The organism is Halomonas urumqiensis (assembly GCF_003028575.1).
Classification (GTDB): domain Bacteria; phylum Pseudomonadota; class Gammaproteobacteria; order Pseudomonadales; family Halomonadaceae; genus Halomonas; species Halomonas urumqiensis.
This window is the reverse complement of the sequence record NZ_PYUD01000002.1, coordinates 342,612-367,693: the sequence shown is the minus strand read 5'-3', so window position 1 is coordinate 367,693 and position 25,082 is coordinate 342,612. Positions and strand designations below refer to the sequence as shown.

Annotated in this window: 24 protein-coding genes; 11 read left to right on the top strand and 13 right to left on the bottom strand. The window is 58.4% G+C overall.

Annotated elements, in window-relative coordinates:
• Nucleotides 1-52: 52 nt before the first annotated feature.
• The 4 genes from gyrB to dnaA form a co-directional block, all read right to left on the bottom strand.
• Complete coding sequence (gyrB, locus tag C6V82_RS08945) at nt 53-2,473, bottom strand: DNA topoisomerase (ATP-hydrolyzing) subunit B (RefSeq protein WP_102587620.1); 2,421 nt, start codon at nt 2,471-2,473, stop codon at nt 53-55.
• Between the two features lie 11 nt (nt 2,474-2,484).
• A complete protein-coding gene (gene recF, locus C6V82_RS08940; RefSeq protein WP_102587619.1) occupies nt 2,485-3,600 on the bottom strand; it encodes a DNA replication/repair protein RecF in 1,116 nt (371 codons plus the stop codon).
• A 54-nt stretch (nt 3,601-3,654) separates the two neighbouring features.
• Complete coding sequence (gene dnaN, locus C6V82_RS08935; protein WP_102587618.1) at nt 3,655-4,758, bottom strand: DNA polymerase III subunit beta; 1,104 nt, start codon at nt 4,756-4,758, stop codon at nt 3,655-3,657.
• A 115-nt stretch (nt 4,759-4,873) separates the two neighbouring features.
• On the bottom strand, nt 4,874-6,367 hold the full coding sequence (gene dnaA, locus C6V82_RS08930; protein ID WP_102587617.1) for a chromosomal replication initiator protein DnaA: 1,494 nt from the start codon (nt 6,365-6,367) through the stop codon (nt 4,874-4,876).
• Nucleotides 6,368-6,883: 516 nt separating this feature from the next.
• Here dnaA and rpmH point away from each other — a divergent pair.
• The 4 genes from rpmH to mnmE all read left to right on the top strand — a co-directional run bounded on the left by rpmH (nt 6,884) and on the right by mnmE (nt 10,871).
• On the top strand, nt 6,884-7,018 hold the full coding sequence (gene rpmH, locus C6V82_RS08925) for a 50S ribosomal protein L34 (RefSeq protein WP_010626003.1): 135 nt from the start codon (nt 6,884-6,886) through the stop codon (nt 7,016-7,018).
• 14 nt (nt 7,019-7,032) lie between these two features.
• Complete coding sequence (rnpA, locus tag C6V82_RS08920) at nt 7,033-7,446, top strand: ribonuclease P protein component (protein ID WP_102587616.1); 414 nt, start codon at nt 7,033-7,035, stop codon at nt 7,444-7,446.
• A 191-nt stretch (nt 7,447-7,637) separates the two neighbouring features.
• Complete coding sequence (gene yidC, locus C6V82_RS08915; RefSeq protein WP_102587615.1) at nt 7,638-9,329, top strand: membrane protein insertase YidC; 1,692 nt, start codon at nt 7,638-7,640, stop codon at nt 9,327-9,329.
• Nucleotides 9,330-9,476: 147 nt separating this feature from the next.
• Nucleotides 9,477-10,871 (top strand): tRNA uridine-5-carboxymethylaminomethyl(34) synthesis GTPase MnmE, encoded by a 1,395-nt coding sequence (gene mnmE / locus C6V82_RS08910; RefSeq protein ID WP_102587614.1) that lies wholly within the window; start codon nt 9,477-9,479, stop codon nt 10,869-10,871.
• A 115-nt stretch (nt 10,872-10,986) separates the two neighbouring features.
• Here the strand turns inward: mnmE and C6V82_RS08905 are convergent, their stop codons facing one another.
• From C6V82_RS08905 to rdgB, 4 genes are all read right to left on the bottom strand, one after another.
• A complete protein-coding gene (locus C6V82_RS08905; RefSeq protein WP_102587613.1) occupies nt 10,987-11,844 on the bottom strand; it encodes a 23S rRNA (adenine(2030)-N(6))-methyltransferase RlmJ in 858 nt (285 codons plus the stop codon).
• Nucleotides 11,845-12,087: 243 nt separating this feature from the next.
• A complete protein-coding gene (locus C6V82_RS08900) occupies nt 12,088-12,771 on the bottom strand; it encodes a YiaD family glycine zipper/OmpA-like lipoprotein (RefSeq protein ID WP_102587612.1) in 684 nt (227 codons plus the stop codon).
• 78 nt (nt 12,772-12,849) lie between these two features.
• Complete coding sequence (gene hemW / locus C6V82_RS08895; RefSeq protein WP_102587611.1) at nt 12,850-14,028, bottom strand: radical SAM family heme chaperone HemW; 1,179 nt, start codon at nt 14,026-14,028, stop codon at nt 12,850-12,852.
• 37 nt (nt 14,029-14,065) lie between these two features.
• Nucleotides 14,066-14,686: an RdgB/HAM1 family non-canonical purine NTP pyrophosphatase gene (gene rdgB, locus C6V82_RS08890; protein ID WP_102587610.1), complete on the bottom strand. Its 621-nt coding sequence runs from the start codon at nt 14,684-14,686 to the stop codon at nt 14,066-14,068.
• 507 nt (nt 14,687-15,193) lie between these two features.
• Between rdgB and C6V82_RS08885 the strand changes: the two genes are divergently transcribed.
• The 6 genes from C6V82_RS08885 (at nt 15,194) to C6V82_RS08860 (ending at nt 19,596) form a co-directional block, all read left to right on the top strand.
• Nucleotides 15,194-15,874 (top strand): response regulator transcription factor, encoded by a 681-nt coding sequence (locus C6V82_RS08885; RefSeq protein ID WP_102587609.1) that lies wholly within the window; start codon nt 15,194-15,196, stop codon nt 15,872-15,874.
• A gap of 2 nt (nt 15,875-15,876) precedes the next feature.
• Entirely contained in the window at nt 15,877-16,458 is a 582-nt protein-coding gene (locus C6V82_RS08880; RefSeq protein ID WP_102587779.1) for a CsgE family curli-type amyloid fiber assembly protein, read from the top strand.
• A 1-nt stretch (nt 16,459) separates the two neighbouring features.
• Nucleotides 16,460-16,888 (top strand): curli assembly protein CsgF, encoded by a 429-nt coding sequence (locus C6V82_RS08875; RefSeq protein ID WP_102587608.1) that lies wholly within the window; start codon nt 16,460-16,462, stop codon nt 16,886-16,888.
• Nucleotides 16,889-16,926: 38 nt separating this feature from the next.
• Nucleotides 16,927-17,760, top strand: a complete 834-nt coding sequence (locus tag C6V82_RS08870) for a CsgG/HfaB family protein (RefSeq protein ID WP_102587607.1) — start codon at nt 16,927-16,929, stop codon at nt 17,758-17,760.
• Between the two features lie 356 nt (nt 17,761-18,116).
• The gene (locus C6V82_RS08865) at nt 18,117-18,791 is read left to right on the top strand and encodes a hypothetical protein (protein WP_102587606.1); all 675 of its coding nucleotides are present in this window, start codon (nt 18,117-18,119) and stop codon (nt 18,789-18,791) included.
• Between the two features lie 61 nt (nt 18,792-18,852).
• Complete coding sequence (locus C6V82_RS08860; RefSeq protein WP_180978252.1) at nt 18,853-19,596, top strand: hypothetical protein; 744 nt, start codon at nt 18,853-18,855, stop codon at nt 19,594-19,596.
• 81 nt (nt 19,597-19,677) lie between these two features.
• On the opposite strand, the gene C6V82_RS08855 is transcribed toward C6V82_RS08860, so the two are convergent.
• Nucleotides 19,678-20,010: a hypothetical protein gene (locus C6V82_RS08855; RefSeq protein ID WP_102587604.1), complete on the bottom strand. Its 333-nt coding sequence runs from the start codon at nt 20,008-20,010 to the stop codon at nt 19,678-19,680.
• Nucleotides 20,011-20,341: 331 nt separating this feature from the next.
• Here C6V82_RS08855 and C6V82_RS08850 point away from each other — a divergent pair, with 331 nt between their 5' ends.
• On the top strand, nt 20,342-21,040 hold the full coding sequence (locus tag C6V82_RS08850) for a LuxR C-terminal-related transcriptional regulator (protein WP_102587603.1): 699 nt from the start codon (nt 20,342-20,344) through the stop codon (nt 21,038-21,040).
• 43 nt (nt 21,041-21,083) lie between these two features.
• Here the strand turns inward: C6V82_RS08850 and C6V82_RS08845 are convergent, their stop codons facing one another.
• The 4 genes from C6V82_RS08845 to hemJ all read right to left on the bottom strand — a co-directional run bounded on the left by C6V82_RS08845 (nt 21,084) and on the right by hemJ (nt 25,057).
• Nucleotides 21,084-22,343, bottom strand: coding sequence for a P-loop nucleotide/nucleoside kinase family protein (locus tag C6V82_RS08845; RefSeq protein WP_102587602.1), 1,260 nt, complete (start codon nt 22,341-22,343; stop codon nt 21,084-21,086).
• A gap of 16 nt (nt 22,344-22,359) precedes the next feature.
• The gene (hemL, locus tag C6V82_RS08840) at nt 22,360-23,649 is read right to left on the bottom strand and encodes a glutamate-1-semialdehyde 2,1-aminomutase (RefSeq protein WP_102587601.1); all 1,290 of its coding nucleotides are present in this window, start codon (nt 23,647-23,649) and stop codon (nt 22,360-22,362) included.
• A gap of 125 nt (nt 23,650-23,774) precedes the next feature.
• Nucleotides 23,775-24,626 carry a bifunctional hydroxymethylpyrimidine kinase/phosphomethylpyrimidine kinase gene (gene thiD / locus C6V82_RS08835; RefSeq protein ID WP_102587600.1) on the bottom strand — a complete coding sequence of 284 codons (852 nt, stop codon included), beginning with the start codon at nt 24,624-24,626 and terminating at the stop codon, nt 23,775-23,777.
• Nucleotides 24,626-25,057 carry a protoporphyrinogen oxidase HemJ gene (hemJ, locus tag C6V82_RS08830; protein WP_102587599.1) on the bottom strand — a complete coding sequence of 144 codons (432 nt, stop codon included), beginning with the start codon at nt 25,055-25,057 and terminating at the stop codon, nt 24,626-24,628. The genes thiD and hemJ overlap by 1 nt, the downstream gene beginning before the upstream one ends.
• Nucleotides 25,058-25,082: the final 25 nt, after the last annotated feature.

Sequence of the window (25,082 nt, the reverse complement as noted above, 5' to 3'; positions counted from 1 at the left end):
CACGTGGAACATATCAGCATTCATCACCATGTCAGGCGTGTTCACATCACCATCAAACATCCAGATTGGCAACCAGCGCATACCGCTCGATGAAGTCCCTGCGTGGCTCCACCTCGTCACCCATCAGCGTATTGAACATCATGTCCGCCGCAACGGCATCCTCGATGGAAACACGCAGCATCCGCCGTGTGTTCGGATCCATGGTGGTCTCCCACAGCTGATCCGGGTTCATTTCGCCGAGCCCCTTGTAGCGCTGAATGGACAAGCCCCGCTGAGACTCGCCCATCAACCACTCCAGCGCCTCGTAGAAGGTAGTGACAGGCTTTGTACGCTCGCCACGGGCCACATAGGCACCCTCCTCGAGTAGCCCATCCAGGGTCTGACCCAAGCCAGAGATCGCCCGATAATCAGCACTGGTGAAGAAATCGATACCCCACACATAGTCCGTTGTAACCCCATGCGCGGCGAGCGTCACGGCCGGAAGGAACAGGTTCCTTTCCGTGTCTTCCTCGAGGCGGAAGGTATAACGGGGCCCACCCTCATAGGCCACCAGATCGTCCATCTGCTGCTGGAGGTACTCGATCCAGTGCTGCATGGTGACACGATCACGAAGGCTCTCTTCACCATCCAGATGCGCGGCATGCACGATCTTGCGCAGCGCTTCGTTGGGATAGACACGAGAGAGGCGGTCGATCCGACGCATCACATCGCGGTACTGGTTGACCAGGGTTTCGAGCTGCGCCTCGGCGATGCCCGGCGCATCGGCATTGACGTACAACCGCGCGCCGTCCAGTGCTGTGGTGGTCAGGTAGTCCGTCAGCGCCTGCTCATCCTTGAGATAGAGTTCCTGCTTGCCCCTCTTGACCTTGTAAAGCGGAGGCTGAGCAATGAAAACATGTCCTCTTTCAATCAGTTGCGACATCTGACGGAAGAAGAATGTCAGCAACAGGGTGCGGATGTGCGAGCCATCGACATCGGCATCGGTCATGATAATGATAGAGTGATAGCGCAGCTTATCCGGATTGAACTCCTCACGCCCGATCCCGCAACCCAACGCAGTGATCAGTGTGCCAACTTCCGCTGAGGAGAGCATCTTGTCGAAGCGAGCTTTCTCGACATTCAGAATCTTGCCCTTGAGAGGCAGGATCGCCTGGGTGCGGCGATCCCTGCCCTGTTTGGCACTGCCACCAGCGGAATCACCCTCTACCAGGAAAAGCTCGGACAGACTTGGGTCCTTTTCCTGGCAATCAGCCAACTTGCCCGGCAAGCCGGCGATATCGAGAGCGCCCTTACGGCGCGTCATATCGCGGGCCTTGCGAGCTGCCTCGCGAGCACGCGCGGCATCGAGCATCTTGTTGACGATGGCCTTGGCTTCGTTAGGCTTTTCGACCAGGTATTCAGAGAACAAGCGGCCCATCTCCTGCTCGACACAGGTCTTCACCTCGGATGAAACGAGTTTCTCCTTGGTCTGTGATGAAAACTTGGGGTCCGGCACCTTCACGGAGATAATCGCGGTCAGCCCCTCGCGGGCATCATCGCCGGACGTATTGACCTTGGCCTTCTTGAGCAGCCCCTCGGATTCGATATAGCCGTTGAGGGTTCGAGTAAGAGCAGCCCGGAAACCGGCCAGATGGGTACCGCCGTCTCGCTGCGGAATATTGTTGGTGTAGCAGAAGATATTTTCGGTGAACGATTCGCTCCACTGCATCGCCACCTCGACACCAACGCCATCATCGCGCTGTGCCTCGAAATGAAACACCGGGTTGAGCACGGTCTTGTTGGTGTTCAAGTGATCGACGAAGGCCTTGAGACCGCCCTCATAATGGAACAATTCTTCCTTACCAGAGCGCTCATCCATCAGGCGTATGGCCACGCCCGAATTGAGAAAAGACAGTTCTCTCAATCGCTTGGCGAGAATGTCATAGTGAAACTCGATATTGCCGAAGGTCTCTGGCGAGGGGCGAAAGTGCACCCTGGTGCCGCTCTTTTCCGTCTTGCCGACAACGCCCAAGGCGGCCTGCGGCACGCCATGCCGATAGATCTGCTCGAATACTTCACCAGCCCGCCAGATGGTCAGCTTGAGCTCTTCGGAAAGCGCGTTGACCACAGAGACACCAACGCCGTGCAGTCCGCCGGAAACCTTATAGGAATTGTCATCGAATTTTCCGCCTGCATGAAGCACGGTCATGATGACTTCCGCCGCCGACACACCTTCTTCCTTGTGAAGATCGGTCGGAATGCCTCGACCATTGTCGCTGACCGTGACGGACTCATCCGGATGAATCACCACACGGATCTCGCTGCAATGACCGGCCAGGGCTTCATCGATGGAGTTATCCACCAGCTCGAACACCATGTGGTGCAGCCCCGTACCGTCATCGGTATCACCGATGTACATACCGGGACGCTTGCGTACGGCATCCAGTCCCTTGAGTACCTTGATGCTCGTTGAGTCGTAGGCCTGTTCGCTCATTGACTGCTCCGTCATGAAGTCTGTCTGTCCAGTGGCTGCAGTTGCCCTTCGCCGTCATTCAAGTGTTTCACGTGAAACATCGACACCGGCGTGGAGGGTTGCCACAGATCGGCCAGGGCGTTTTGCTCAACGCTGGTGATGAATACCTGGCAATGCATGCTTTCCAGCCATTCACAGAACACGCGGCGATGATCGCTGTCGAGTTCGGCTGGGAGATCGTCGATCAGATAGAGGCAGGTGCGGCCAGTAGTGGCTTCCAGTAATCTACCTTGGGCAAGCTTCAGTGCACTTACCACCAGCTTTTGCTGGCCGCGTGACAACACCTCCACCGCCGGTCGTCTGTTGATGCGGATACCCAGGTCGGCGCGCTGCGGTCCCTGTTGGGTAAAGCCCATCTGCCTGTCGGTCTCTCTTCCTTGGCGCAAGACCTCGGCGAGAATGCGGCGACGATCCCAGCCACGTGAATAGCGTAGCTGCAACCCCGGGAGCGGCAGGAGGCCAGATAATGTGTCCTCGAAGACGGGAAGAAACGCCTCGAACCATTCGTCTCGTAACGTGTCTAGCTTCTCGCCCCAGGTCACCAGCTCCTGCTCCCATACCGTCAGGGAAGCATCGTCCATTCTATCATGCCTCAGCAGGGCATTCCGATGTTTCAAGGCCCGCCTGGCACGCTGCCAAGCATCCAGAAAGTCATGTTTCACGTGAAACACACCCCAATCGAGAAACTCCCGGCGACCGGCGGGCGGACCCTCCAGGAGCCGAAAAGCATCGGGATTGATGAGCTGAAGCGGGAGCGTCTCGACCAGCCGGGACATTCGCGAGAGTCGCTCGCCGGAGAGGCGAATCTCGAGTTCCCCACTGTCCCGATGCCTGCGTATGCCGAAGGGTACCGGAGGGTCACCCGCCAGGCGGGCGTGAAGAATCAGTTCTTCGCTGTCGTGGGCTATCGCATTACGAAGATGCCGGGTACGAAACGAGCGCCCCATGCCGAGCAGGTAGATGCCCTCGAGCAGGCTGGTCTTGCCACTCCCATTGTCGCCAGTAATGAGATTGATTCGTTCGCCCGGCTGGAAATCAATATTCCGCAGGTTGCGTAAACCGTTGAAAGAGAGGCGGTCGATAGCCATGAAATGCCTCAGCAGCCCACGTGCCGTGAATAGGGGCCAATGGGATGCCTGAGATCAGAGGCGCATTGGCATGACGACATAGAGGGCATCACCCCCACCCGGCTCCTCCAGGAGCGCACTGCTGTTGGGGTCGGCCAGGGTCATTTGCACCCGGTCCTCGTCCAGCACATTGAGCACGTCAACCAAGTACCCCACGTTGAAGCCAATCTCCATGGCAGGTCCGCTGTACTCGATGCCAATGTTTTCTTCAGCCTCTTCCTGCTCGGGGTTGTTGGCCATTACCCTCAGGTTGCCTTCTTCGAGGTACAGGCGTACACCGCGATATTTTTCATTGGAGAGGATCGCCGAGCGCGACAGTATTTGTCGCAATTCGGCCCGCTCGGCGATGAATACCTTGTCTCCTCCACGCGGAACCACTCGCTCGTAATCAGGAAACTTGCCGTCCACCAGCTTGGAGGTGAACGTGAAATCTCCGGTATGGGCGCGCACATGGCTGGCACCCAGGGTGAGGCTGACTGGCTCATCACCATCATCGAGCAGGCGAACGAGCTCGAGAATGCCCTTGCGAGGCACAATCAATTTCTGTGCGGGTTCGACCTGAATCTCCGCGGAACGAGAGCTGACCGCCAGACGGTGACCGTCCGTGGCGACTGCGCGCACCAGGTTGGTACGCATCTCCAGCAGCATGCCGTTAAGGTAATAGCGCACATCCTGCTGAGCCATGGCGAACGAGGTGGCATCGATGAGTTGCTTGAGAACACCGCGCGGAAGACTGAATTCGGTGCTGCCCTGGCTGTCTTCGATGTTGGGAAACTCCGCGACAGGCAACGTCGACAGGGTAAAGCGCGAACGACCGCTACGCAGTACTGCCCGCCCCTCCTCCAGCGAAAGCTGGATCTCGCACTGATCCGGTAGCGACTTGCAGATATCCATCAGCTTACGCGCCGGCACGGTGACTGCTCCCGGCTCATCCACCTGACTTGCCACGGTACGCCCGATCAGCTCGACCTCCAGGTCGGTACCCGTCAGCGCCACCTGATCCTGCTCCACCTGGATCAGCACATTGGAGAGAACCGGCAAGGTCTGGCGCCTTTCGACAACGCCTGCGACCAGCGTCAACGGGCGCAGCAGCGCTTCGCGGGAGATGGAAAATTTCATGTCGGCTCCACGTCTTGTCCTGAAGGGTTGAGGCCGGCGCGGCTCTGGCCGAACGGCGTCACATAGTTGTATAGAAAATGTATCCGAAAAGGAGACTGAAACGCACGCTTGTCGGTCAACTGGTCAACAGTCTCAGTAGATTCTTGTAATCCTCACGAATATCCGCGCTCTCTTCCTGCAACGACTGCACCTTGCGGCAGGCATGCAGCACCGTGGTGTGATCCCTGCCGCCGAAGGCATCGCCTATTTCGGGCAGGCTGTGGTTGGTGAGCTCCTTGGCAAGCGCCATGGCTACCTGGCGTGGCCTTGCTACTGAACGCGAACGGCGCTTGGAAAGCAGATCCGATAGCTTGATCTTGTAGTACTCGGCCACCGTGCGCTGAATATTGTCCACCCCCACCTGCTTGTCCTGGAGGGCCAGCAGGTCCTTCAGCGATTCACGAATGAAATCCTGGGTGATGGGCTTACCCATGAAATGGGAATCGGCTATCACCTTCTTCAAGGCGCCTTCGAGTTCGCGAACATTGGAGCGAATCTTCTGAGCGATGAAGAAAGCTGCGTCGTGAGGGAGATCGACCTTGGCCTGGTCGGCCTTCTTCATGAGGATCGCCACACGTGTCTCGAGCTCGGGAGGCTCGATGGCAACCGTCAGCCCCCATCCGAAGCGGGACTTGAGACGCTCCTCCACCCCACTGATTTCCTTGGGATATCTGTCGGATGTCAGGATCATCTGCTGTCCACCTTCGAGTAACGCATTGAAGGTGTGGAAGAACTCCTCCTGTGAGCGCTCCTTGCCGGCGAAGAACTGGATGTCATCGATCAGCAAGGCATCGACGCTTCGATAGAAGCGCTTGAAATCATTGATAGCGTTGAGTTGCAGCGCCTTGACCATGTCGGCCACGAACCGCTCTGAGTGAAGGTAGACCACGCGCGCATTCTCACGACGAGTCGCCAATGCGTTGCCCACGGCATGCATCAGGTGGGTCTTGCCGAGGCCGACGCCACCATAGAGGAACAGCGGATTGTAGGCACCACCAGGGTTCTCGGACACCTGGCGCGAGGCTGCCCTGGCCAACTGGTTCGACTTGCCCTCGACGAAGGTCTCGAAAGTGAAATTGGGGTTCAAGCCGCTGTTATGCTTGAGGCTACCCTCTACCTGGACTTGCCGCTCACTACCGGGACGCCGTGCAGGCGACGGGTCGATATTGCCGGTAGACTGATTAGCTTCGCGTTGTGAGTCGATCTCGCGCTCGTCGGCCACATCTCCACGCGGCGCCACATGCACGGCGGGTGCCCCGGGTCGACGAGGGCTAGCCGAGACGGGATTCCCCAACTCGCGAGGCTGTGGTCGTGGCGCGGTCCGCCGGCTGCCCACCGTGAGCACTACCTTGGGAGGCTTGGCAGGCGCAAGCTCACGCATCAATTCACCGATGCGCTTGGCATACTTGTCACTTACCCAGTCACGCACGAATCGATTCGGTGCCAGCAGGCATAGCTCACTGGCCTGACCCTCCTCCGCCTGCAAGGGGCGGATCCAGGTATTGAACTGTTGGGAACTCAGTTCATCCTGCAGGGTTTCAAGACACTGTTGCCAGAGAGCGAGCGACACGCGACCTCACCATAGATGGAAAATGACCGCATATTGTATCTCCCGGGGGCAGGGTTATCCACACCCCGCCAGCTTTCCTCCATGTTGTGGAAAACACATCCGGGGCCAGGGGGAATGCCATGCCAGGTGATGCCTGGATCAGGGAGGTGGATTTAGCGCCCGCGGCTTCCACAGGGAATCTCCGGCGGCGGCTCGCGTCACGCTACATTTATCCACTGTTATTGCTATGCAGCAAGTAATTGATTTTAAATGCATATGGTTTGTTATGCACAGATACTATCCCCAGTATTGATAACAACATCAATCGCTAAACAATGGTCGTGATGGTTTACCACCGGTACATCCCGCAGGTCTCAGGTCGCACCTGTTCCGGGGGCGGAACGGAAAAATTGCACCTTGGCCGCGAAATCACTACAATTTCCGGTCTTGAGCCGAACACCCCCGGATGGCCAACACGTCATCCGGACGCCTCTATGTTGTCAATTTGCCCTAAAAACCACGTGGGATTAACGAGTTATGAAACGCACATTTCAGCCAAGCGTCCTCAAGCGCAAGCGCGTGCACGGCTTCCGTGCCCGTATGGCCACCAAGAATGGTCGTGCCGTTCTGGCGCGTCGTCGCGCCAAGGGGCGCAAGCGCCTGAGCGCCTGATCCGGGACACGCAGTTGTCCCCTCAGGCTTTCCCCCGCCGTCTGCGACTGCTGACGGCCGGGGATTATCGTCACGTTTTCGATACAGCGGCCTTCAAGGTCCATGGCAAGGGTCTGTTGGTCCTGGCAAGTCCGAACGCAATGGGTCATCCACGCCTGGGGCTCGTCATCAGCAAGAAGAACCTGCGCCGCGCTGTCGATCGTAACCGTCTCAAACGAATCGCTCGCGAGTCCGTCCGGCACCGGCAACATCAACTGCCTGACGTCGATATCGTCTTGCTGGCCCGACGTGGCGTCGGCGAACTGGACAACGACACCCTGTTTCGGCAGCTACAAGGTATGTGGCGTCGTCTGGCGAAAGACGTTCGCAAATCGGCAAGGCAGGACAATCATGTGTCACTTGATCCCGCCAACGGCAGCAATGGCTAGCCAACGACAAGCCCTGGAGTCAGCATGATGATACGGCTTCCCAATCGGGTGATCGTTGACGCCGCCGAGACAATCGTCGAGAGTCCCTGTTCGGAATTCGGCCTGCCTTTGGCAGGCTTTCGTCTGTATCGGGCGTGCGCTCCTCATTATCACGCCATTGGCATGTTCACTTCCCATCGGGCAGAACCTTCATGGACGTAAAACGACTCCTCTTGGTGATTCCACTGGCGGTGCTCGCCTATCTGATCGTCGTACAGTGGAATCAGGATTATGGCCAGGCAGTCACGCCGCCTGACGCACCCCCTATCAGCAGCAGCGCCCCGCTCAATCAGGTCGAGACGGAAGGCGATGGTGAGGACGCCCTGTCCATGCCAGCGACCGCAAGCGACCCGAATGACGCGATGCCAAGCCCTGGTGAACAAGAGACCGCAAGCAGCAGCCGCGACCTGGTCGCCGTGGTAACGGATGTGCTCGATTTGCGCATCGATCCCCAGGGTGGCGATGTCGTCTACGCGGCCCTGCCCCAGCACGAGCTGACGCTGGATTCCGACCGCCCCTATGTGTTGCTCTCCGACAATGGCAGTCGCAGCTATGTGGCGCGCTCCGGTCTTCAACTGAACAGTGATGCGGGCCGGATCGCTTACAACCCGGAGCAGACCGAGTATCGCCTCGGCGAGAATGACGACAGGCTGGAAGTGGACTTCACTGCCGAGGTCAATGGCATCGACGTGATCAAGCGCTTCACGTTCGAGCGCAACAGCTACGCAGTGGATGTCGATTACTACCTGGCCAACAACACCGAGGAGCCAGTGTCCGCACGGTTCATCGGTCAGTTGGCACGGGATAACAGTCCAGACCCATCCAGCGGCGTTGCCATGGGCATGAGCTCCTATCTGGGGGCGGCCTTCTCGACACCCGAGAGCCGCTACGAGAAAGTCGATTTCGACGACATCCAGGAAGGCAAGTTCAATAACGTCGACGCTCAGGGGGGTTGGGCCGCCATCATCCAGCACTACTTCGTCTCGGCGTGGGTACCCAACCAGAACCAGCAGAATCTGTTCTACGCCACTACCGATTCGCGTAATCGCAATGTCGCGGCTTTCGCCGGTCCGGCCACCAGCGTGGACGCAGAAGGCGAGGCACGTCTCGGGGCCACCCTCTACATGGGGCCGAAGGTTCAGAGCTATCTGGAGGAAGTCGCTCCCAACCTCAAGTTGACCGTCGATTTTGGTTGGTTGTGGTTCATCGCCAACCCGCTGTTCTGGCTGCTTGACCAGATCCACAACCTGATCGGCAACTGGGGGTGGTCGATCGTCTTCCTGACCATTCTCGTCAAGCTCGCACTGTGGCCTCTGTCGGCCAAGGCCTACAAGTCCATGGCCCGCATGCGCAAGCTTGGTCCAGAGATGCAGCGCCTGAAGGAACAATATGGCGACGACCGCCAGAAGATGTCCCAGGAGATGATGAAGTTCTACCAGAAGGAGAAGATCAATCCTCTGGGTGGCTGTCTGCCGATCCTGGTGCAGATGCCGGTATTCATCGCCCTGTACTGGATGCTGCTCGAATCGGTTGAGCTGAGGCACGCACCGTTCATGCTGTGGATCCAGGATCTGTCGGTGAAGGATCCGTTCTTCATTCTGCCGATCCTGATGGGCGCCTCGATGTTCGTCCAGCAGATGCTCAACCCCACACCTCCGGACCCGATGCAGGCGAAGATCATGCGGATGTTGCCGATCGTCTTCACCTTCTTCTTCCTGTGGTTCCCGGCGGGCCTGGTCATCTACTGGGTGGTCAACAACATGATCTCGATCGCTCAGCAGTACGTGATCACCCGAAAGATCGAAAACGACCCGAGTATCGGCAAGGGCATGAAGACCAAATAGTCGCATCTTGCGTCGCCGCTCCCGCCCCGCCAGACCCCCGCCATGCGCGGGGGTCTGGCGTTTCAGTCACTCGAAAACGACAATGCCCCATCCCAGAGACTTTCCCGGATAACCTTGCCGGCTAGCCAATGCCCAGGAGATGATCCGATGCCTGACAGTTCCCCGAACGTAGCGGATATACCGCTCTACACGCAGGACACCATCGCCGCCCTGGCAACACCGCCCGGGCGCGGTGGTGTCGGCATCATTCGCGTCTCAGGGCCGCTGTGTGCCACGATCGCCGAGGCCGTGACAGGGACCCGCCCCGCTCCCCGACGAGCCCATTACGGCCCCTTCCAGGGCGAATCCACGCTGATCGACGAGGGCATCGCGCTATACTTTGTCGGGCCCCATTCGTTTACCGGTGAAGACGTGCTGGAACTGCAAGGCCATGGTGGACCCATCATCATGGACCTGCTGCTTGAACGCTGTGTGCAACTCGGCGCACGCCTGGCCAGGCCTGGTGAGTTTTCCGAGCGTGCTTTCCTCAATGACAAGCTCGACCTTGCCCAGGCCGAGGCCATCGCCGACTTGATTGACGCAAGCTCCCGGGCCGCCGCCGAGAATGCCCTGCGCTCGCTGCAAGGGGATTTCTCGCGGCGTGTCGAGGCGCTGGTTCAGCGCCTGATCGAGTTGCGGATCTATGTGGAAGCGGCCATCGACTTCCCCGAGGAGGAAATCGACTTCCTGGGCGATGGAAAGGTCGCCAACATGCTCAGCGAGGTGCGTGCATCCCTTGCCGAGGTCAGAAGCGCGGCGGGCCAGGGAGCGCTGATGCGCGAAGGCATGAGCGTGGTGATCGCTGGTCGCCCTAATGCCGGAAAGTCGAGCCTTTTGAATGCGCTTACCGAACAGGACACGGCGATCGTCACGGAGATCGCCGGCACTACCCGTGACGTGCTGCGCGAGCACATTCATATCGATGGCATGCCCCTGCATGTCATCGATACGGCCGGGCTGCGCGATACCCCGGATGCGGTAGAGCAAATCGGCGTGGCCAGGGCCTGGGCGGAGATCGAGAAGGCCGACCGCGTGTTGCTGTTGGTGGATGCCGCCACCACCGAGGCCACCGATCCCATGGCCATCTGGCCGGAATTCGTTGGGCGACTAGAGGATGCCTCACGACTGACACTGGTGCGTAACAAGATCGACACCAGCCACGAAAGCCCAGGAATCGACTTATCCACAGGAACAGCGACCGTTCGTCTTTCCGCCAAGACCGGGGAGGGTGTGGATAACCTCAAGGCGCACCTGAAGAGTGTCATGGGCTATGCCTCCACCACCGAAGGACGGTTCTCGGCCCGGCGTCGCCATCTGGATGCGCTGGATCGTGCCCAACAGGCACTGGTCAACGGTGAAGCGCAGCTGGCCGGTTTCAGCGCCGGCGAACTGCTGGCCGAAGACCTGCGTGACGCTCAGCAGGCGCTGGGCGAGATTACCGGCGAATTCAGCGCCGACGACCTCCTGGGTGAAATCTTCGGCAGCTTCTGTATCGGCAAATAACGCTGCAGCATTTCCCTTGCTCGCCAGCAGTCGGCGCTGAAGCGCCGGCTTACCCGACGGCTGCTGGGTGAAATCTTCGGCAGCTTCTGCATCGGTAAGTGATCATGTAAGCAAGCTATTCGCCAACCCACCAGCCACTGCTATAGCGACACTCCTTGCCCAGCAGGGGTGTCACGCTGGCCATGGACTCCGTCAGGCGTTCCTCGAGCCCCCAGGGTGGATTCACCACCAGCATGCCGCTGCCGTACATGCCACGCTGATCATTCCCGGCGGGGTGCACAACCAGTTCGCTACGCCAGATCTTGCGCAGACCGGAGTCCCTGAGTGCATCGAGCAGCTCATGATGCCGCCCCGCGGGCAACAGCGGATACCACACCAGTACCACCGCGTGGCGCGCCGCGCGCATGGCCGACATCAACGACTGGGAGATGTCGATATACTCGGCTTTGCGCTCGTAGCTCGGGTCGATCAGTACACACACACGTGGGGTTGTGGCCGGCAGCCCCCTGGTCAGGCCCGCCAGGCCATCACCATGGACGCGTCGCACATTGTCGGGCAACGCCTGCAGGCTGAGATGCTGGTGCTCGCCGGGATGCAGCTCGAAGAGGGTCAACAGATCCCCTGGCCGCAAGCGATGAGCCAGCCACCATGGTGACCCCGGGTAGACCTCGAGCCGATGCTTGCCAGCCCCACCAGGCTGGGCATTTGCCAATGCCGCAAGCCAATCACCAAGCAGGGAAGGGGACGTCAGGGTCCTGGCCACTTTCCATAAGCGTTCGACCCCCAGTTGGTGCTCGCGCAGCTTGGCAGCCTCGGGTGACGATAAGGGGTAAAGCCCACGACCGGCATGAGTATCTATGAACGTAATGGAAGAATCCTTACGTAAAAGATGGTCGACGACGGCAAACAACGTCAGATGCTTGTGTACGTCGGCGAAATTACCGGCATGATACGCGTGTTGGTAGGAAAGCATGGTTCTCGATTCAAGCCCCGGCGGAGTCGCTTGGAAAGCGTGTCACTGGGAAGAATATGTTGAGGTTGATAGTTGGCGAACTAACTATATCCGCATGGCGAATCACCGATGATGAGCCACCATCCATGAAGGGATGGGAATTCATGGATTGATGCCAAGCAGACGGGCCCGTCACCTCTTGTGACGGGCCCGTGGTAGTGCCAAGCCTGCGCCTGGTACCCGGAACGGGCCAGCGGCAGGCGGTTATTGCTGCTGGAACTGGCTCTCGATCGGCGTCAGGGTGATCTCGACGCGGCGGTTCTGCGCACGACCGGATTCACTATCATTGTTGGCGATCGGCTGAGATTCGCCAAAGCCACGCATGTTCAAACGGTTGCTGGCCACACCGGATTGCGCCAGATAGTTGCCGACCGCCTGGGCGCGACGCTCGGAAAGCCGCTGATTGTAATCGGCATTCCCGGTGCTGTCGGTATGCCCGGCAATATTGACGCGTGTATCGGTGTACTGAGTCAGGATCGAACCCACATCATTGAGCGCATTACGAGCACCCGAGGTGAGCTCGCTGGAGTCGAACCCGAATGTCACGCTACTTGGCATGTTGAGCACGATATCGTCACCACGACGATCCACCCCGATGCCGGTGCCTTGCATGCTGTCACGCAACTCGTTTTCCTGGCGATCCATATAGGCACCAATACCGGCACCCGCGGCAGCACCCACCGCTGCACCAATCATGGCACGGTCACGACGACTGGTGCTTCCATCACCGGAGAGCGCACCCGCAGCGGCACCCACCAGGGCGCCGATGCCGGCACCGGTTCCAGTGGTCGAACGCTGGGTCTGACCCGTGTTGGGGTCAGTAGTAGCGCAGCCTACCAGAAGGGCCGCAGCGGCAACGGGAATGCAAAGGCGAAAAGGCTTGAACATCAATAAATCTCCTTGGGAGTCGGCATGCAGCCCGGAGTGTCATCCTTGCCGGACCATCATGATGTGATGTGTGACCGGTCAACTCTCGCTGATCAAGGCCAGCAGTTCATTCAAGAATAATAGACCCTGAGGCGATGCCTGAACGCGTTCGGCATCTTGCACGAGAAGTCCTTTTTTTCTGGCCGGTGCCAACCGCTTGGTCAGCACCGCCGGCTCACGGCCAGTATAGGCTGACCAGGTCGTCAGTGACACACCTCCCACCAACCGCAAGGCGTTCATCGCGAACTCGAGTGGCAATTCGTCCTCGTCGACTTCGTTACGGCCAGCAACGAAACCGCGCGGATCTCGCCGACGACGCAGGTAGGCGTCAGGCTGCCGGCTCTTCCAGCGTCGTTCGATGACATGACCATCCGCACCGCCACCCCGGCTCAGCTTGCCATGGGCTCCGGCGCCAAGGCCCAGGTAATCGCCGAAACGCCAATAGTTTAGGTTGTGGCGTGAACGCAGACCCGGGAGCGCGTATGCCGAGATTTCATAACGGGCAAGTCCGTGCGCCTCGAGCCGCTCATGCCCCAGGTCCTGGATATCCCACAGCACGTCTTCCACCGGCAATCGCGGTGGATGGGCATGAAACTCCGTATTGGGCTCCAGGGTGAGTTGGTACCAGGAGAGATGTTCGGGCGAAAGCGACAGCGCACGTTCGATGTCGGCAAGCGCCAGGGCTGCCGTCTGGCCCGGCAGGCCATGCATCAAGTCGAGATTGAGATTGTCGAATCCCGCATCGCGCGCTTCCGCCACGGCGCGCAGGGCGTCATCGCCGGAGTGAATCCGACCAAGTGCCGACAACTGCTCGTCATGAAAACTTTGCACACCGATCGAAAGCCGATTGATACCCGCAGCACGATACCCAGCGAAGCGGCCACGCTCGAGCGTTCCAGGATTGGCCTCCAGGGTGATCTCGATATCGCGTGCAAACGACAGCCGCCGCTCAAGCGCTTCAAGGAAGCGCGCATAGAACGAGACCGACATCAGGCTTGGCGTACCGCCGCCGATGAACACGCTGACCAATTCCCGCCCGTGGGCAAGGGGCAGGTCGGCGTCGAGATCGGCAATCAGCGCGTCGAGGTAGGCATCCTCGGGGAGCTCGAACCGATGACCCACTCCATGGGAATTGAAGTCACAATACGGGCACTTGCGAACGCACCAGGGCACATGGAGGTACAGCGCCAGGGGAGGCAGGGCTGTCACCCCAGCCATGGACGACTCATTCGTCCACATCCCCTTCACGGACACATCATCCATGAACGACAGCCCCGGGCCTGGTATCGAGAGCCTCGACGAGTGCCGCAAGAGCGCGCCCCCGATGGCTGAGCCGATTCTTTTCCTCCGAAGACAGCTCGGCCACGCTCATGGCGCGATCGGGCAACCAGAACAAGGGGTCATAACCAAAGCCCCCCTCGCCACGTGGATGGGCGAGGATCTCGCCCTCCCAACTGCACTGGATGATCACCGGTACCGGATCCTCGGCATGCCTAAGGTAGACGAGCACACACCAGTAACGGCCCGTGCGGCGACCTTCGGGCACATCGGCCAGCGCCTCCAGCAGTCGCGCATTGTTGCGCTCATCGCTCTTGGGCTCACCGGCATACCGGGCTGAATAGATGCCGGGAGCACCATTCAGGGCATCGACCTCGAGACCGGAATCATCGGCCAGCGCAGGCAATCCTGTGACACGGCTGGCCTCGCGGGCCTTGAGCAGCGCATTTTCGATGAAGGTCAGCCCGGTTTCCTCCACCTCACCGACGCCGTGACGGGATTGAGGTTGGATATCGAACCCCAGCGGCGACAACAGTTGATGAAATTCACGCAGCTTGCCGGGATTGCCGCTGGCCAGCACTAACGGGGATGAGGTCATCGGGAATCTCCTGAGGATCCTGAGGATAAGGTGCCATTTTACCCAGCTTACCCGAGGTGAAAAATCCGCCGTACCCAAATGTAATTTTTTTAAGCAACACGATGTAAGAAATTAACTATGCGCGCGTAAGAAACAGAATACGAAAAATCATTAAACTATTGATTTTAAATAAAAGTAATGACCGCCTCTGCCACAGAGAGAACAAAGATGTCGCACGGGTTGGCATGAAGAATATTCAATGTAATCCAGATGTAAACGAAAGATGATCATGCCATGAAGAGGGGAATGGAATTTTCCTATATGCTTTTGATTTTAAACATTTTAATTGGAGATCCCACATCAACTACAGAAACGGGATGAGAAATATAATACTAACAAAACTTTACAGTTCATTAACTTTGAGCAAAGCTGCACAGGGCTAAGGCAAAGGTATCACTGCACAATAATCATCCAACCAGTCATCAGCATCGGGACTGCATTATCGTCCACATGGTGGAGTGAGGGATCATGGATCCAGCCAAAGGATCACTATTGTTGGTCACTGAACAAACCCCCCAGGCATCGCTGTTCGCCAGGCACCTGGAGAGCGTGACGTCGCTCAAGACGGTCATCGTGACACCGGAAATCGTCACGGCGAAGCGCCTGGACATGCCACACGTCGTGTTGATCGACCTGGACGTGGTGGATGGTAACGGTCTCCAGCAATGGCAGGACTTGGCCGCAGGCGGCGATGAAATGATGATGTTGGCGGCGTTCAACGTCCGGGACGAGGCGCATGCCACAGAAACGCTGTCTTTCGTGCATCTTCGCGGCATTTTTTATCGTAATGACGATATCGAGCTGATCTGCAAGGGTATCTTGCATGTCTACCAAGGCCATCTGTGGATGTCTCGAAGCCTCACGTCGCAACTGATCGAATTCTTCCGCCAACAGCAGATCAATACCTATAGGCCTGCCGGCAACCTGACCCAGCGCGAGCGTGAAATCATCGGCCTGATGGGATCGGGCGCCACAAACCAGGAAATCGCCGAACGGCTGTTCCTCAGCGAACACACCGTCAAATCCCATATCTACAACATCTTCAAGAAAATCAATGTACATAACCGAACCCAGGCCGTGAACTGGGCGCGAAGCAAGCTCGGCGCCCCACCACCGCTCGCCAGTTTCAACAGGAGGGCATCACGGTGACCATGCCATTCCAAGCACGTCCCCTGTCACGGATCCCCCAATGGCTCATTCTGGCCAGCCTGTTGGCTCTGGCCCATCCGGGAATGGCGCAGCAGAACGTCATGGAGGCAGAGGCGGCCTCTCCGCTTGCGGGGCAACAGGACGTCATGCCGGAGCCTGGGGCCACCGATGGACCTTCCGCTCAAAAAGAGCCTGATATCGAGATCAACGACGCGGATCCCCAGCAAGCCCTGGAGCGTCAGTTCCAACTCGATCGTCCGGAACTCAGTGGCCTGATCGTCGACAGGACCATGACCATGGCCGGCAAGACCTTCTATCGGACCTTCAGCCAACTGGGCATGCAGGACCCGATACTCAATCGAGTCGTGCTGACGATTCACGAACGGCCCGACCCGCGCTGGGGAAGTCAGGTGTGGATCACCGAGCGTAATTCCGTACTGTTTCGCTCGCAGCTATCTCCACGTATCAACGAAGCGGATGAAAATGCGCGGGCCGCACTGGAAGCGGTACAGGAGCGCGTGTTGAGTTCACGTGTTTCCGCCGCACTGCAATCCAACAAGGATCTCGCGGAAGAGGAGTTGTGACATGAAACCATTGAAATTGTCTCTAGCCACGCTGGCCATGGCGACACTATCTACCCTGGCGGCGCAGAACGTCCACTCGGGTGAGCTGATTTACCAGCCCATCAATCCTTCCTTCGGTGGAGACCCTTTCGTGGGTAACTACCTGCTGAACAAGGCGCAATCCCAGGACACCAACGAAGATCCGAACACCGCAGGCTTCGAGCCATCTTCACCCACCGAGCGCCTCATCCAAAGCCTGGAAAGCAGATTGATCTCCCAGTTGATTGCCGACGTCGGCAGTGGCGAGCTCAATGAGGGCTCCTTCAACAGCAACGACTTCGGCGTAGTGATTCGTGATGATGGCGGGCAGCTTGTCATCAACGTCACCGACCGAGTTACCGGCGATGTCACCTCCATCAATGTGGGTGGCTTGGGCGTCGGTGGGTTCTGAATAGACAACAATATGGATCTTCGCCAACGGGGAACGTCATGAACAAGCTAATCATCACCATCGCCATGCTGGTCAGCCTGAGCGGCTGCGCCAGTGCGGTCACCAACTCGGAGGGGCTCGAGGGGCAGCCCGCCACCCTGACGCCACGCAGCGCGACGTACCAGGATCTGACGTCGCTTCCCCCACCTTCCGGCAAGATTCTGGCGGCCATCTACGACTTCCGCGACCAGACAGGGCAGTATCGCCCCGCACCCGCCAGTACCTTCTCGACGGCGGTGACCCAGGGGGCTGCCGCCATGTTGACGGGTGCACTGGCGGACTCGGGCTGGTTCACGCCGCTGGAGCGGGTTGGTCTGCAAAACTTGTTGACCGAGCGACGCATCATTCGCGCCGAGCTCGAACGATTCAATCAGCCTGACAACCTGCCATCCTTGCGTTCCGCTTCGGTACTCCTGGAAGGGGGAATCATCGCCTATGAATCGAATATTCGCACCGGTGGTGCGGGGGCTGAATACTTCGGTATTGGGGCGTCGGGGCAATACCAGGTGGATCAGGTCACCGTGAACCTACGCGCCGTGGAAATTTCCAGTGGTGAAGTGCTTTCCAATATCACTACCACCAAGACGATCTATTCCAAGGAGTTGCGTGCCGGAGTCTACCGCTTCATCGACTTTCGCCGGCTTCTGGAAGCCGAGGTAGGTGTGACCACGAACGAGCCAGTACAGCTTGCGGTGATGTCAGCCATTGAGTCCGCAGTCATTCACCTGATCGCCAAGGGTGTGGAGAACAACCTGTGGAATGTCGCGGAAGGCACCGATTTCGACAACACCTTGCTGGCGGATTATCTCGAGGCACCGGTGCCGATGCTGTAATTTTTTCAGATATACCATGTCGAAACGATAGGGCCGAGATTGCGCATGATTCACAAGGAAATTGATCGACGTCCTATCGTTTCTTCACGACGTCACTTCTTGGTGAAGCGACCACTGCTCGCCAATCATTGGCCACCTTTCGCTGGCCAGGAAAGGCCCCTTTCGAGCACATCTTACGCCTGACTATCCATGCCTTATCCTGACACGATGTTTCACGGAAATTGACCAATTACCGTGAAACATCTTTCCGCGTTCCTACCAATATCCCACTTTCGCATGCCGCTGACGATCAAGTCGTTATTGGTCATCTTGTATGAATTTCCTCATCTACGATTTCCATCATAATCGATGATGGCATGACCATAGCCACACAACCATACTCAAATCAACAAAACATTACATGCCTTGTTACATCGGTATCAAAAGACCACGACGATATCGATATCGGTGATTTACAGAGGTTTCAGATGACGACCACAGGCGCGGAACACAACATCCACTCGACATCGGCATTCGCCCAGGTTCTTCGGGTGATTCCCGCTTCGATCATCATTGCCATGGGGCTATCACTCGCTTCGGCATCGCTGGCCAACGAGCCTGATCAGGCGAGTGTCGATCGGGAGATCATGGGTAATTTCATGAGGGAAGTGCGTGAAGTTCCAACCATCCGCGTTCCCGACATACCTGGCAACATTGCCATCACCACCCAGATTGGCAACAACAACGATGCCCGCATTCAGCAGGGGAGTAAAGGTTACCCCAACCTGGCAGCGATTCATCAAAGTGGTTACGGCAACGATGCCGAGATCATCCAGGAAGGGGGCAACAATGTGGGTGTTGTTGCTCAGCGCGGAAACAACCTGGAAGCAAACCTGCATCAACGTGGCGGTGAATTCGAAGCCGCCATCAACCAGGTGGGCGTCCGGGGCAAGGTCAACCTTTCTCAATCGGGGAGTGGCTACCGAACCATCAGCATCGACCAGATCAGCCGATCCGGTGCAGGTACAACAGCCACGATCGTAACCAACTGATGCGGCGCCAATGTCCATCGGTTTCATCGCAAGGCAATCAGCAAGACAAGGGGAAAACACAATGAAGACTCAACTGACTGCACTCGCCGCTGCCATCGCACTCACCGCCAGCGCCGGCGCCATGGCCCTCGGTACCCAAGCCACTCAGGACTATCCGGGCGGCAATACCAATCCGAGCGCCAGTCCCTTCCAGCAATCGCGTGATGCTACCGATGCCATGGCAGGATACGGTGGAAACACCAACAATGCCGCAGAGTCCATTATCTACCAGAACGGCAATAACAACGACGCCACTGTGACCCAGACCGGTGACCAGTGGTCACGTATCCAACAGGATACAAACCGCCATAATGCTACCGTCAACCAGTCCGGCTACCAGAATGAATCCACCATCTACCAACGCGGAAACGGTGGATACTGGAGCTTATTTTCTGACGGCAATGATGCAGAAGTCCTTCAGAGCGGCAGCCGCAATGACTCCTACGTTTTCCAGGATGGCAGGAGGAACACCGCCAATGTCGATCAGCGTGATGGCTACCTGAATGACAGCTATATTAACCAGCAAGGCAAAGACAACCTTGCCGACGTTGACCAGTACGGAGCAACAGAGGTAGATAGCGATATCTTCCAGGATGGCTGGGACAACGACGCCTTCATCACCCAGCGTGGCTATGGCCATGACTCCTACACCTACCAGCGTGGCAACTGGAACGAGGTGGTAGTGAACCAGAGCGGCGGCTGGCAGCACTTCTCCCAGGAAGTTCAAACTGGCAACCACAACACGGCCACCGTGACCCAGTACTGAGATTCGGCCACGCCTGATGGCCGCCCCACCTCACGTGGGACATTCCTACCCATCCGACATCATGAATGCCGGATGGGTAGTTTATTTCACACTGAGCGAAAGGCTACCGCGGGCTGAGGTGCTAGAGCGTGAGCGATTTCCCTTGTGGATGATTTCCAGTGTCAGGTGCCCCTGGTCACCTATATGATGAAGCCATCCCTCGAACGCCTCACCGGTGAAGCGTTGTCGATAGGGCACCTGCCCCTCGATCTCATGGACCTCCCTCTCACCCTCGGCGGTCACGATGGTCCATCGTGCCTCGAAGGGGGTGCCGGGGTCACCTTCGAGCGTTACCTGTATGCCATCGTCACTGGCGAAGCCCAAACCGCTGAGTACCGCCATGGCAGATATAGCCATCCACCTAACTACCGACATGAGATTTCTCCTGTCAGGGAATTTACAGAGTATGTCTCGAGCTTGATCAGCGTCTTTATTAGCGTCATTGGATCAGACCTTTTCTCTTCTTTATTGATCCAGGACAACTGACAACCATCAGCCATCCTCATGGGAGACGATGTCAAAAGGCTGATTTTGTATGTCATTTAATGTCATTGAAAAAAATGGATGAAAAGGTGAGTTCCATATGAACAAAAAGCACTAACAAAATGTGCCAATTTGCACAACACTCACAGGACGTCAGGAGGAATTAATAACACTTAGGCTTGGCGAAGGGAACTCCACAGCACCTAATGAGCAGGGTATTCTCATGGATCAACAAAGTTTAGTAATGCTGGTCACCTCTAGTAGTCCTCAGACACAACTGTTCATCGACTATCTTGGTCAGCAATTGAACTGCCCTATCGTCCTGGTCTCGCCTGGGAGCACGCAGCGTGCAATCACCGGCAGGACGGTCGTACTGCTCGATATCGATTATCTCGACGAAGGCATCATTCAGGAGTGGCACTCGCTATCGAGCGAAAACCCCGAGAACATCACCCTGGCGGCCTTCAACCTGCGCAACGAGGATCATGCCGTTGAGGTACTCTCCGCCGTGAACCTGCAAGGGGTCTTCTATCACAGCGATTCCCTGGCGATGATCTGCAAGGGCTTGAATGCCTTGATGGCCAACGACCTGTGGATGTCGCGGTCACTGATGACCCGAATGATCCAGTTCTTTCGCCGTCAACAGCTCAATTCCTATCGACCGGCCTGCGGGCTCACCCAGCGCGAGTTGGAAATCATCGCCATGCTGGGTACCGGTGCCTCCAACACACGCATCGCCGAGCAGTTGTTCGTCAGCGAACACACGGTGAAATCCCACCTCTACAACATCTTCCGCAAGATCGAGGTTCACAACCGTGTGCAAGCGGTCAACTGGGCCCGTCAGCACCTTGGCGCACCCCCTCCGCTGACGTCATCACGCCATCAACCGGACAAGCAGGCCACGAAACTGATCGAGACCTGAACTCGCCCGAAGACATCCAACCGTGAAGTTGCGAGTGAGCCCATCACAGCAACTTCACGTGCTCCTCGATCAACCCCACCAGGGTTTCGGCGGCATTGTCGGCGGTTGTGTCGAGATGAACGAGATTCAGCCGCTCTTCGTCGCCGAAAGCCTCGAATATCTTCTGCTGGTGCTCCAGCACGGCAAGGCTTGCTTGTGGCTGGATGCCTTGTCGACGCGCGCGCTTGTCGATGCGCCGCTTCAGGGTGGCATCATCGGCTTCGAAACTGACCAGCAGGCACGGCAAGCCGCGCGCCTCGGCCTGTTGGCGTAGCAGGTCGCGTTGCCAGCGGGTCAGGAAGGTGCCATCCACACAGGCGGGAATGCCCGCATCAAGCATCGCGCCAGCGCAGCTGGCCAGCCGTCGGTAAGTGCGTCGAGTCGCCTCTTCACTGAAGATATCCACACCCTGCGTCGAAGTCACCGGCTGTGGATAAGCGGATTCGGCCTCGATGCCATACAACCGCCGACGCTCCACATCGGAACACACGCGAATCGCGCCTAGCCGCGCCACAAGCCCGCTGGTAAAGCGACTCTTTCCGCTGCCCGAGACCCCAACGGCGATCACCAGAGGAGGAAAGCGGAATTCGGCGATACGCTCGGCGAGCACCAGGAAACGTCGACACTCGGCCATGCATTCGGCAAGCAGGGCGGGATGTTCCGGGTCCTGGTCGGCCGAGGGGCGGCGCTGCAATGCGCGTCGCGCGCCGGTCAAGGCATGGCAGGTAGCGAACAGCGACAGCAGGCGGCACACCTCGTAATCGCCGGACAGGCGTAAATAGCGATCCAGCGCCAGTCGCGCCAGCGCCACCTCACCACGACTCTCGAGCCCGACCAGCAGAGCGGCCAGGTCGCTGGCTGGGTCGGAGGGGAGCTCGGCGCCTGGTGCACTCGGGTCATGGCCGATGGCATTGACCAGCAAGCTACGCCCTTCATGGATCAGTTGGCTCTCGGGGTGGTCGAGTGCCCAACTGCTGACCTGATACGCCTGTCGTGACTCAAGCAACGCCCCCAGTCGCAATCGATCCTGTTCGAGCCACTCCTCGAGGTGGTCGAGTCGCTGGCGATCCTCTTCACTGAACAGATGTTCACGAATCGCTGCCACTTCACCGGCCGCCTGCGCATCGACCGCCGCATAGACATCCTCGCTGGATGTTGCCCGGATCGCTGTCTGACGGTGGAAGGTCACCAGTGCGTCAACCAGTGACGGCAACTCCAGGGCCTTGTCAGCGGATGAGCCGACATCCTCTCGTGTATGGCGCATCGTGCGTCTCTCCCCATCAAGCCTGCTGCATGACCACGAAGGCGCGTTCTGCCGCATCCAGAGTCAGTTGAATATCTTCCGGTGTATGAGCGCTGGACATGAAACCCGCCTCGTAAGCGGAAGGCGCCAAGTAAACGCCTTCATCGAGCATCGCCGAAAAGAAGCGGCGGAAGGCTTCGGCATCGCAGGCAGTGGCCTGAGCAAAATTGTCGACCCGGCTTTGGCGCGTGAAGAACACGCCGAACATGCCGCCGGCACGCTGGGTGATCAGCTCGATCCCGGCGGCTTTCGCGCGCTCCTCAAGACCATGGCAAAGGGTTTCGACGCGTTGTGCCAGGGCGTTGTGGAAGCCGGGGGTGCGCAGTTTGGTGAGCAGGGTGACGCCTGCGGCCATGGCCAGCGGATTGCCTGACAGGGTACCGGCCTGGTAGACGGGACCAAGCGGCGAAATATTGGACATGATCGCCTCACTGCCGCCGAATGCCCCCACCGGCATGCCACCGCCAACGATCTTGCCAAGGCAGGTGAGATCGGGCTTGATGCCGTAGTGAGCCTGGGCGCCGCCCAGTGCAACCCGGAAGCCGGTCATCACCTCGTCGAAGATAAGTACACTGTCGTGGCTGTCACAGACCCGGCGCAAGGTCTCGAGGAACCCCGGCTGCGGCGGAATGCAGTTCATGTTGCCGGCCACCGGCTCGACGATGATGCAGGCGATCTGGTCACCGATTTCCTCGAAGCACTGCTCGACGGCATCGAGGTCATTGTAGGGCAGGGTGATGGTGTGTTCGGCCAGCGACGCCGGCACCCCGGGGGAGCTCGGCTCGCCATGGGTCAGCGCCCCCGAGCCCGCCTTGACCAGCAGCGAATCGGAATGGCCATGGTAGTTACCCTCGAACTTGACGATCTTGTCGCGCCCCGTGACGCCGCGCGCCAGGCGTATCGCCGACATGGTGGCCTCGGTGCCGGAACTGGTCATGCGCACCATCTCGATGGTCGGGATCATCTCGCAGATCAGGTCGGCCATGGTGGTCTCGATGGCGGTCGGCGTGCCGAAGGACAGGCCATTGTCGAGACGTTCACGCACCGCACCCAGCACGTCAGGGTCGGCATGCCCGGTGATCATTGGCCCCCAGGAACCGACATAATCGACGTAGCGATTGCCTTCGACATCGTAAAGGTAGGCACCCTTGGCACGTTCCATGAACACTGGTGGACGAGAAAGTCCCTTGAAGGCACGCACCGGCGAATTGACGCCACCGGGAATATGGCGGCAGGCCTGTTCGAAGAGCAGTGCGGATGTGGTCATGGCTACCTCATGCATTTATTGAAGGTGTGAAATCGCAACGCTGTGGATAAATCTGTGAAGAAGCGGGGATATCCCTGTCATGTCTGCCATTCTCGGTTCTGCTGGCACGGATGACCAGCCTGTTGTCATCGATCGACCCGATAGCTATCGCCTGGCGGTATTTCCGGGAGTTGCCACAGCCGTCGTGGCAACGCCTGCTGATCACCGGGTTGCCAGCCATGGGCGAGTGCCTGCCAGGTGAACGCCTGAGCCTGCTCGCACGCCGTCACCAGCGTTTCCCCCGCCGCCAGGCGGGCGGCAAGCGACGCCGCCAGGGTGCAGCCAGAGCCATGATACTGGCCATCCAGGCGCTCCCACGACCACTGCCTACTGAGATCGGGGGCATGCAGCGTATGCGCGACCCGGTTCGCGGCAACGCCTCTCGCCGGCTCATCGGTGCCGGTCACCAATACCGCCTGGCAGCCCAGGGTCATGAGTTCCACGGCACGTTCGGTGTCGTCATCCACTGTCACCGAGGAAAGCCGCATAAGCTCCTGACGATTGGGGGTGAGAATATCCACAAGAGGTAGCAATCGTTCACGAAAGGCGTCCACCAGCTCAGCTGTGGATAACTCACACCCACCTCCCGCCTTGAGCACCGGGTCGACCACCAGCGGCACCCCAGGGAAACGCCTCACGATATCGGTTATCGCATCGAGCGTGGCCATGTCAGGCACCAGCCCGACCTTGATCGCCGCCACCTCGAAGGTCGCAAGTGCCGTCGCCATGGCGCGCATAGCATCCGGGTCACAGGGCATCACCGCGTGAACATTCCGGCAATCCTGCACGGTCAGTGCAGTGGGGATGGTCAACGCCCAGCCCCCACAGGCCGCAATGGCCTCGGCATCGGCGACCAGGCCCGCGCCACCGGTGGGGTCATGGCCAGCCAGTACCAACACTACCGGCAACTGACGGTGTCGATGAACGCTAGTGGCCATCAGAACGGCTTCAATACGGCGAGCAGCACGATCACCAGCAGGGCGATAACCGGCATTTCGTTGAACCAGCGGAAAAATACATGGCTCTTCGTGCAACGTGCTTCGGCCAATTGCTTCAAATAGATCAGGCAGACATGGTGGTAGCCCACCAGCAGCAGCACCATCAACAGCTTGACATGCATCCAGCCTTGGCCGAGCCACCCAGGAGACAGCGCCAGCATCAGCCCACCGAACACCAGCACGGCAATCATCGACGGGGTCATGATGCCTCGGTAGAGCTTGCGTTCCATCACCTTGAAATGCTCGATGGCCTGCTGCTCTCCACGGTCACGCGCCATGGCGTGATAAACATACAGCCGCGGCAGGTAGAACAGCGCGGCAAACCAGGTGACCATCCCCATCAGGTGCAGAGCCTTTAACCACAGATACATGCTATCTCCCGCCATATCGGTCGCC